The following is a 7,305-nucleotide window of genomic DNA, read 5'->3' on the forward strand; positions in this document are numbered from 1 at the left end:
CTCAGCCGGCCTCGGTGATGTCGTGCAGGGTGAGCCGGACGGCGGCGGTGAAGGCCGCGACGTCATCCGGGGTGGTGCAGGTGGTGACGCAGCCCATGCCCCGGGGGGCGACGATCACGCCGTGGTTGAGCAGACCCAGGAAGAAGGCCTGCTGGCGGGCGGCGTCGACGGCGCGCACGTCGCGGAAGACCGCTACCCGGCGCGGGCCGATGTGGATGTTGAACAGCGACCCGACGCCGGTGACGACGGCGTCGACCGGCGCACCGGCGAACACCCCGGTCAGCTCGCGGCGCAGCAGGTCGCCGGTGCGGTTGAGCGCGTCGATGGTGGCGGCGTCGAGCTTGCCGAGGGTGACGATGCCGGCGGCGACGCTCAGCGCGTTGCCGGTGAACGTGCCGCCCTGGTAGAGCGCCGGGCCGCCGGAGCGGGAGTCGTAGACGTCGGTGCCGCCCCGGGGTTCGAGCAACCCCATGATGTCGGCCCGGCCGCCGTACGCGCCGATCGGCAGCCCGCCACCGATGATCTTGCCCATGGTGGTCAGGTCGGGGGTGACGCCGTACGCCTGCTGCGCGCCGCCGTGCGCCAGCCGCAGCGTGATCACCTCGTCGAAGACCAGCAGGATGCCCAGTTCGTCGCAGGTGGCCCGCATGGCGGTCAGGTACTCGGCGGTGGCCGGGATCATCCCGCCGACGCCGAGCACCGGTTCGAGCACCAGCGCCGCCACCCGGTCGGCGTGGGCGCGCAGGATCTGCTGCGACGCGGCGACGTCGTTGAACGGCACCACCAGGGTCTCCCGGGTACGGGAGGCGGGGATGCCGCGCATCTCCGGCACGGAGGCGGGCGACCGGACGTCACCGGCGAGGTCGGCCGGTGGCCGTACGCTGATCATGACGTCGTCGGTGGTCCCGTGGTAGCCGCCCTCGGCCTTGGCGACCAGCGGGCGACCGGTGTGGGCCCGCGCCAGGCGCAGCGCGAACATCACCGCCTCGGTGCCGGAGCCGGTGAACCGGACCCGCTCCAGGCTCGGCACCCGCGCCACCAGCAGCCCCGCCAGCTCGGCCTCCAGGGTGCGGGAGAACGAGTGCGAGGTGCCGTGCGGCAACTGCTCCCGGATGGCGGCGGTGACGTCCGGGTCGGCGTAGCCCAGCGGCAGGCCGGTGTAGTTGGCCAGGAAGTCGCGGTAGGCGTTACCGTCGACGTCCCAGACCGTGCCGCCGACCCCCCGGTCCAGGTAGACCGGGTACGGCGGCCAGGAGTTGAGGCTGCGGGTCGCCCCGGCCGGGATCATCGCGCCGGCCCGGGCGAAGTGTTCCTTCGAGCCGGGGGTGCGCTTGGCGTAGTCGGACAGGATGCTCATGCCGTTGGCTCCTCGTGGGTCGGTTGGCCGGCCGTGCCGCCGGGCCAGGTGATCAGGGCGCTTCCCCAGGTCATCCCCCCGCCGAAGGCGGCGAGCAGGACCCGGGCCCCGGGGCGGACCCGGCCGGCGTCGATCGCCGCGTCGAGGGTCACCGGCACGGACGCGGCGCCGGTGTTGCCGTAGTGGGTGCCGCTGATCGCCACCTGGTCGGCGACGAAGCCGAGTTCCTTGGTCACCTCGCGCAGCAGCCGCACGTTGGCCTGGTGCGGGACGAGCAGGTCGAGGTCGGCGACGGTCAGCCCGCAGGCGGCGGTGGCGTCGGCGACGAGTTCCGGCAGCTTGCGTTCGGCGAACGCGCGTACCGCCCGGCCGTCCATCGTGAAGTGGTGCCCGCCGTGGGCGACGGTGGCGGTGCTGGCCGGGGCGCGGCTGCCACCGGCGGGGATCCGGACCAGGTCGTGCTGCCGACCGTCGCTGCCCAGCCGGGTGTAGGCGATGTCGGCGGCGGCGGCCGAGCGGCCCAGCACCACCGCGCCCGCGCCGTCGCCGAAGAGCACCGAGGTGCGCCGGTCGGTGTAGTCGAGGATGCGCGAGTAGGTGTCCGCGCCGATCACCACGGCGTACCGGATGGCCGGGTCGCACCGCATGATCTTGTGGGCGACGTCCAGGGCGTAGAGGAAGCCGGTGCAGACGGCGTCCAGGTCCATCGCGTACGCGCCCCACGCGCCGAGGTTGGCCTGCACCCGGCAGGCGGTGGCGGGCAGCGGCAGGTCCGGGGTCGAGGTGCCCAGGATGATCAGGCCGACGTCGGCGGGGTCGACGCCGGCCCGGTCGAGGGCCTGCCGCGCGGCGTGGGTGGCCAGGTCGGAGGTGGCCTCGCCGGGCGCGGCGGCGCGGCGTTCGTGGACCCCGGTCCGGTCGACGATCCAGTCGGCCGTGACGCCGAGCGCCGCGGCCAGCGACGCGTTGGTCACCACCTGCTCGGGTAGGCAGGCACCGGTGGCGAGGATGCCCGGCGTCGCACCCGGGGTGGGGGTGCGGACGGCGGCGGCGAGGGGGCGGGCAGGGGGCCGTCGTGGGTCGTGGCGGCGGGGTTCGGTCGGGCTTGCCTGTTCGGCGTCGGCATGCATGTCCCCAGGCTGCGGCCGGCGTGTTCAGCACCCGTCGCCGCCGAGATTTAACGCAGATCTAGCGGACGCGGAAATGGGTTTCCCGCGATCATCCACAATGGTCGGTAATGGATGCCGACCCTCCAGGATATCGACCGGCGGACCATATCCGTGCCGGCCGGACCGATAAGCGGATCGGTAAGATCGGAGACAGCCATCTGACCGATCGCCGACTGCCCGGTGTGAAGTGGATCACACACAATGTGCCCATGAATACCGGACGCGGGCGCGGCAGGGTGGCCCGGCTCACGGCGTGTCTGGCCCTGCTGACCCTGCTGGCCGGATGCATGCAGCTCAACCTGGGGCTGACCGTCAACGCCGACGACACCGTCGACGGGCAGCTCCTGCTCACCGCGGAGAAGTCCGTGCTCAGCAGCCGCAACAAGAACCTCGTGGTCGCCTACGCCGAACTGCGGGAGAACATTCCCGCCCTACCCGCCGGCGAGGAGACCGTCTACGACGACGAGCGTTTCTACGGCGCGCAGATCACTTATCGGAAAACCCCGCTGGAAAACTTCACCAGCGAGAGCGTGAAGCTCGTCCGCGACGGTGATCTCTACCGGTTCAGCCTGCCGCTCGACCCCAAGAAATACGGCGGGAAGGTGGCCGAACAGGATCCCCAGAACCAGCAGCGGTTCCTGCATCTCATGTCGTTCGAGATCTCGGTGACCTTTCCCGGCCGGGTGATCGATTCCAACGGCACGATCACCGGACGCTCGGTCACCTGGAAGGTCGTCGCCAGCGAACCCAAACCGGCCGAACTGCGGGCGGTCGCCGAGGCCCCGCCGCGCCCCACCCCGTCGGCCAGCCCCGCCGCCGCGAGCGGCACCGACGACCCGGGTGGCTTCCCGTGGCTGCCGGTGGCCGGGGCGGTCCTCGTCCTGCTCCTGCTGGCCGGCGGGGTCACCGCCGTCCTGCTGCGCCGTCGGGGCGGCACCGCCGCCGCCCCGGCCGCCCCCGCCCGTCCCGCACCATCCGAAGGGGGATCGCCGTGAACGATCTCTTCACCTGGGCCGCCCTCGGCACCGTGGCCGGTGCCAGCGCCGCCACCCTGCTCACCGCCAACGTCATCGGCGGCCTGCTCGGCCCGGACAGCGACAGGGCCCGCAAGTGGATCGCCCTGGGCGTGGCGCTGCTCCTGTCGTACGCCACCGCGGCGTTCGCCACCGACGCGGGCGGCGAGAAGTGGCTGATCGCGTTCTTCAACGGGCTGGTCATCTTCTCCGCCGCGCTGGGCGTCAACCAGCTACCGTCCGGCAACCGGCAGCCCACCCGGGCCACCCCCGGCCAGCTCGCCCAGGGGCGGGAGCCCCGCTTCGTCCGCTCCTGGGTCTGAGGAGGCGTGTCATGGTCTACGGAATCGTCAGCGCCACCGTCCACGTCCTGTGCGGGGCGGCGCTCGGGGTGACCACCGGTGGTCCGGTCGGCCTGCTGATCGGCGCGGTCGTCGGCCTGCTGATCGGGGTCCCGTTCGGCTGGTCGGTCGCCGCCGCCCGGGTGTACGGCCCGGACGCCCGGGGCGTGGCCCTGTTCGTCGTCGACCACACCTGGAGCCTGCCGAACACCGCCGCCGGGGCGCTCTACCTCGCCCTGCACCTGGTCGTCGGCCACTCGCTGGACCGGCCCACCTCGCAGCACACCTGCCGGGTCAGCCTGGTCGAGGGGGTGTCCCCGCGCTACGCCACCACCATCGGCACGGTCTGCGCCGGTGCCGGCCCCGGCATCCAACGCCACGAGGACGTGCACATCCTCCAGGCCCGGCTGCTCGGGCCGCTCTACCTGCCGCTGGTGGCGCTCAACTACGTGCTGTTCACCATCGCCCCGGTGTGGCTGCTCTGGCACGACCACGCCAACGCACCCATCAACCGGTTCACCAGGTACTTCGAGATCGGCGTCTACCCGCACGTGTGGAACGAGGCCATCGCGTACCGCATCCAGGGAACGCCGCCGCGATGACCGGCGACGGGCCGGGACCGGTCGAGGCGGCCACCGCCGGGCTGGCCGCCTGGCTGGCCGGGGCGGCCGGCGAGGACGTCCCGGTCGGCCCGCCCGCCGACGGGGGCGTCGGGCTGACCCTGTGGCCGCTGGCCCTGCGGCCGGCCCGGCAGACCCGGGGCACCGGGACGCCCGCGCCGTACCGGTTCACGATCCGCTACCTGGTCGCCGCCGCCGGCCCGGCCGCGCTGGCCGGGCTGGACCGGGTGCTGACCGCCGCCGCCACGGCCGGTGAGCCGGAGCTGGTGCTGGAGGCCGGTGACCCGGCGTTGTGGGTGACGCTGGGCGTCGCCCCCCGGCCGGCGCTACTGGTCGACGTGCCGGCCCAGGTGACGTCCACGCCGCCGGTCGCGCCACCGGTGCTGCATCCGCTGCGGCTGCGCCGGCTGGACCTGCGTGACCTCGTCGGCCGGGTGGTCGGCCCGCAGCGGCAACCCCTGGCGGCGCTGCGGGTGGAACTGGTCGGCACCCCGTACGCCACCCACACCGACGCGGGCGGGCGGTTCCGGCTCGCCGGTGTCCCGCACGACCCGGAGCACCCCGACCAGCCGGTCCGGCTGCGCCTGGTCGGCCGGGGCCGCACCCTCACCGCCGAGGTCGACCCGGCCGACGCGGACATCGTCATCGTCTGCGAACCCCCGGCCCGCTGAGCCGGACCGGCCGTACAGGAGGACCGATGCCCCACTACTTCTCCCCCGGCATCTACGTCGAGGAGGTGCCCAGCGCCGCCCGACCGATCGGGCCGGTCGGGATGGCCGTCGCCGCGTTCGTCGGGGTCGCACCGAACCGCACCGCCCACGTCGACCGGGCGCTGGCCGTCACCAGCTGGTCGGAGTTCCTCCGGCTGTACGCCGACGGCGACGACCTGGAGAGCACCCCGCTGGCCCGGGCGGTCTTCGGCTTCCTCGACAACGGCGGCAGCCGCTGCTGGGTGGTCAACGTCGGCGCCGACGGGCAGCTCACCGGCACCGGGCAGCGGCGCACCGGGCTGCAACTGGTGGAGGCGATCGACGAGGTGGCCATCCTCGCCGCGCCCGGCTTCCACGACCCGGTGTCGCACGAGGCGCTGCTGAGCATGGCCGAGCGGCTGCGCACCATGGTGGCGATCTGCGACCCGCCGCCCGGCATCGAGGACATCTCGACGCTGACCCGGGTGGCCACCCCCACGCGCCCCGGCAAGGCCGGCGACGGCAAGCCCGCCGACGGCAAGGCCGGCGAGCCGGCCGACCCCGACACCGGCACCGCCCACCGGGCCCGGCAGTGCGACTACGGCACCTACTACTTCCCCTGGCTGCGGGTGCGTGACCCGCTCACCGGCGAGCTGGTGCTCACCCCGCCGAGCGGTCACATGGCCGGCATCTGGGCCCGCACCGACGCGCTGCGCGGGGTGCACAAGGCCCCCGCCAACGAGCCGGTACGCGGTGCCGTCGACCTGGAGTACCTGGTCACCCGCTCGGAACACGACGTGCTCAACCCCAAGGGGGTCAACGTCATCAGGTACTTCGCCGGGGAGGGCATCCGGGTGTGGGGGGCCCGCACCCTGGCCGCCGAGGCCAGCGAGTGGCGCTACCTCAACGTCCGCAGGTTGTCGATCTCCATCGAGCAGGCCATCGCGGGCGGCACCCGGTGGATGGTGTTCGAGCCCAACGACTACTCGCTGTGGCGCTCCATCCGCCGCGACATCGGCGCGTTCCTCACCCGGGTGTGGCGCGACGGGGCGTTGCTGGGGCGCACCCCCGAGGAGGCGTTCTTCGTCAAGTGCGACGAGGAGACCAACCCGGTCGACGTCCGCGACGCCGGGATGGTGGTCGCACACATCGGCATCGCGGTGGTCAAGCCGGCGGAGTTCGTGGTGTTCAAGCTGAGCCAGTGGGCCGGCGGCACCGACACCGAGACGATCGGAGGCTGACATGCCGACCCCGGCCAGCCCGCAACCGGGCGCACCTGTCGACCCGTACCGGGCGTACCACTTCAAGCTGCTCATCAACGGCATCACCAACGGCCACTTCACCGAGGTCAGCGGCTTGGAGATGACGATCGGCCGGCTGGCCTACCGGGAGGCCGGCAACGACCGGGTGCGGTCGGTCCCGGGGCAGGTCGACTACGCGCCGGTGACCCTGCACTTCGGGCTCACCCCGTCGCGCGAGCTGTGGGACTGGGTGCACGGCGCGGCGACCGGGACGGTGAGCCGCCGCAACGTGTCGGTGGTGCTGCTCGACGCCGCCGGCACCGCCGAGGTGCTGCGCTGGAACCTGATCAACGCGTGGCCGATGCGGTGGCGTGGCGCGCACCTGCATACCCTGTCCCAGGAGATCGCGATCGTGGCGCTGACCCTCGCGTACGAGGGGTTGGAGTTGGAGGACGGCAGTGCCGCGGCGTCCACGACCGCGTGACTGGCTGGCCACCCGGCTGCGGGCCGTCGCCGACGCGATGGCCCCTGCCCCGGCCGACCCGGCCACCCCCATCACCGACCCCGCCACACGGTGGGCCGGGCCGGTCCCGGTGTCGCGCCGGCCGGGGCAGCCGCCGGAACACTGGCTGCGGACGGTCGCCACGCACGCCCCCGGCCTGCTGCACGACCTGGTCGGGCCGGCCGCCGCCCCGCCGGGTCCGCCGCCCGCATCCCACCCGGGGGTACGCGGACAGTCCACCCCGGCATCCGCCCAGTCCCCGGCGTACCCGCCCGACCCCGGTGGCCGCACCGCCGACCGGTACCCCGCACACCCGTCGGTCCCGGTGCCACCACCCGCCCCCACCCCGCCGACCGGGCCGTGGGGGTCGTCG

General features: G+C 73.6%; 8 protein-coding genes. 6 read left to right on the plus strand and 2 right to left on the minus strand.

Annotated features, from left to right (window positions below; all coding sequences use genetic code 11):
* Position 1: 1 nt before the first annotated feature.
* Together ACN261_RS26560 and ACN261_RS26565 are read right to left on the minus strand one after the other, a co-directional pair.
* Positions 2 to 1,357 carry an aspartate aminotransferase family protein gene (locus ACN261_RS26560; RefSeq protein ID WP_421482381.1) on the minus strand — a complete coding sequence of 452 codons (1,356 nt, stop codon included), beginning with the start codon at positions 1,355 to 1,357 and terminating at the stop codon, positions 2 to 4.
* Entirely contained in the window at positions 1,354 to 2,487 is a 1,134-nt protein-coding gene (locus ACN261_RS26565) for a 3-oxoacyl-ACP synthase III family protein (protein WP_421482382.1), read from the minus strand. The genes ACN261_RS26560 and ACN261_RS26565 overlap by 4 nt, the downstream gene beginning before the upstream one ends.
* Positions 2,488 to 2,735: 248 nt before the next feature.
* On the opposite strand from ACN261_RS26565, the gene ACN261_RS26570 reads away from it, so the two are divergent.
* The 6 genes from ACN261_RS26570 to ACN261_RS26595 are packed head-to-tail and all read left to right on the plus strand — an operon-like array spanning position 2,736 to position 6,914.
* Positions 2,736 to 3,521: an LppM family (lipo)protein gene (locus tag ACN261_RS26570; RefSeq protein ID WP_425852715.1), complete on the plus strand. Its 786-nt coding sequence runs from the start codon at positions 2,736 to 2,738 to the stop codon at positions 3,519 to 3,521.
* Positions 3,518 to 3,862 (plus strand): hypothetical protein, encoded by a 345-nt coding sequence (locus ACN261_RS26575; RefSeq protein WP_421482384.1) that lies wholly within the window; start codon positions 3,518 to 3,520, stop codon positions 3,860 to 3,862. Before ACN261_RS26570 ends, ACN261_RS26575 begins: the two co-directional genes overlap by 4 nt.
* An 11-nt stretch (positions 3,863 to 3,873) precedes the next feature.
* Entirely contained in the window at positions 3,874 to 4,482 is a 609-nt protein-coding gene (locus tag ACN261_RS26580; RefSeq protein WP_425852717.1) for a glycine zipper family protein, read from the plus strand.
* Positions 4,479 to 5,171 carry a carboxypeptidase regulatory-like domain-containing protein gene (locus tag ACN261_RS26585; protein ID WP_421482386.1) on the plus strand — a complete coding sequence of 231 codons (693 nt, stop codon included), beginning with the start codon at positions 4,479 to 4,481 and terminating at the stop codon, positions 5,169 to 5,171. The genes ACN261_RS26580 and ACN261_RS26585 overlap by 4 nt, the downstream gene beginning before the upstream one ends.
* A 26-nt stretch (positions 5,172 to 5,197) precedes the next feature.
* A complete protein-coding gene (locus tag ACN261_RS26590; RefSeq protein ID WP_425852719.1) occupies positions 5,198 to 6,430 on the plus strand; it encodes a phage tail sheath family protein in 1,233 nt (410 codons plus the stop codon).
* Position 6,431: 1 nt separating this feature from the next.
* The gene (locus ACN261_RS26595) at positions 6,432 to 6,914 is read left to right on the plus strand and encodes a phage tail protein (RefSeq protein ID WP_425852721.1); all 483 of its coding nucleotides are present in this window, start codon (positions 6,432 to 6,434) and stop codon (positions 6,912 to 6,914) included.
* Positions 6,915 to 7,305 lie beyond the last annotated feature (391 nt).

Origin of the sequence: Micromonospora sp. WMMD723 (assembly GCF_049863385.1) — a bacterium.
GTDB classification, from domain to species: domain Bacteria; phylum Actinomycetota; class Actinomycetes; order Mycobacteriales; family Micromonosporaceae; genus Micromonospora; species Micromonospora wenchangensis.

Excerpts from the sequence above, each read along its gene's own strand:
- ACN261_RS26580 (WP_425852717.1), top strand. The coding sequence starts at position 3,874 with ATGGTCTACGGAATCGTCAGCGCCACCGTCCACGTCCTGTGCGGGGCG.
- ACN261_RS26590 (WP_425852719.1), top strand. The coding sequence starts at position 5,198 with ATGCCCCACTACTTCTCCCCCGGCATCTACGTCGAGGAGGTGCCCAGC.
- ACN261_RS26560 (WP_421482381.1), bottom strand. The coding sequence starts at position 1,357 with ATGAGCATCCTGTCCGACTACGCCAAGCGCACCCCCGGCTCGAAGGAA.
- ACN261_RS26570 (WP_425852715.1), top strand. The coding sequence starts at position 2,736 with ATGAATACCGGACGCGGGCGCGGCAGGGTGGCCCGGCTCACGGCGTGT.
- ACN261_RS26585 (WP_421482386.1), top strand. The coding sequence starts at position 4,479 with ATGACCGGCGACGGGCCGGGACCGGTCGAGGCGGCCACCGCCGGGCTG.
- ACN261_RS26595 (WP_425852721.1), top strand. The coding sequence starts at position 6,432 with ATGCCGACCCCGGCCAGCCCGCAACCGGGCGCACCTGTCGACCCGTAC.
- ACN261_RS26565 (WP_421482382.1), bottom strand. The coding sequence starts at position 2,487 with ATGCATGCCGACGCCGAACAGGCAAGCCCGACCGAACCCCGCCGCCAC.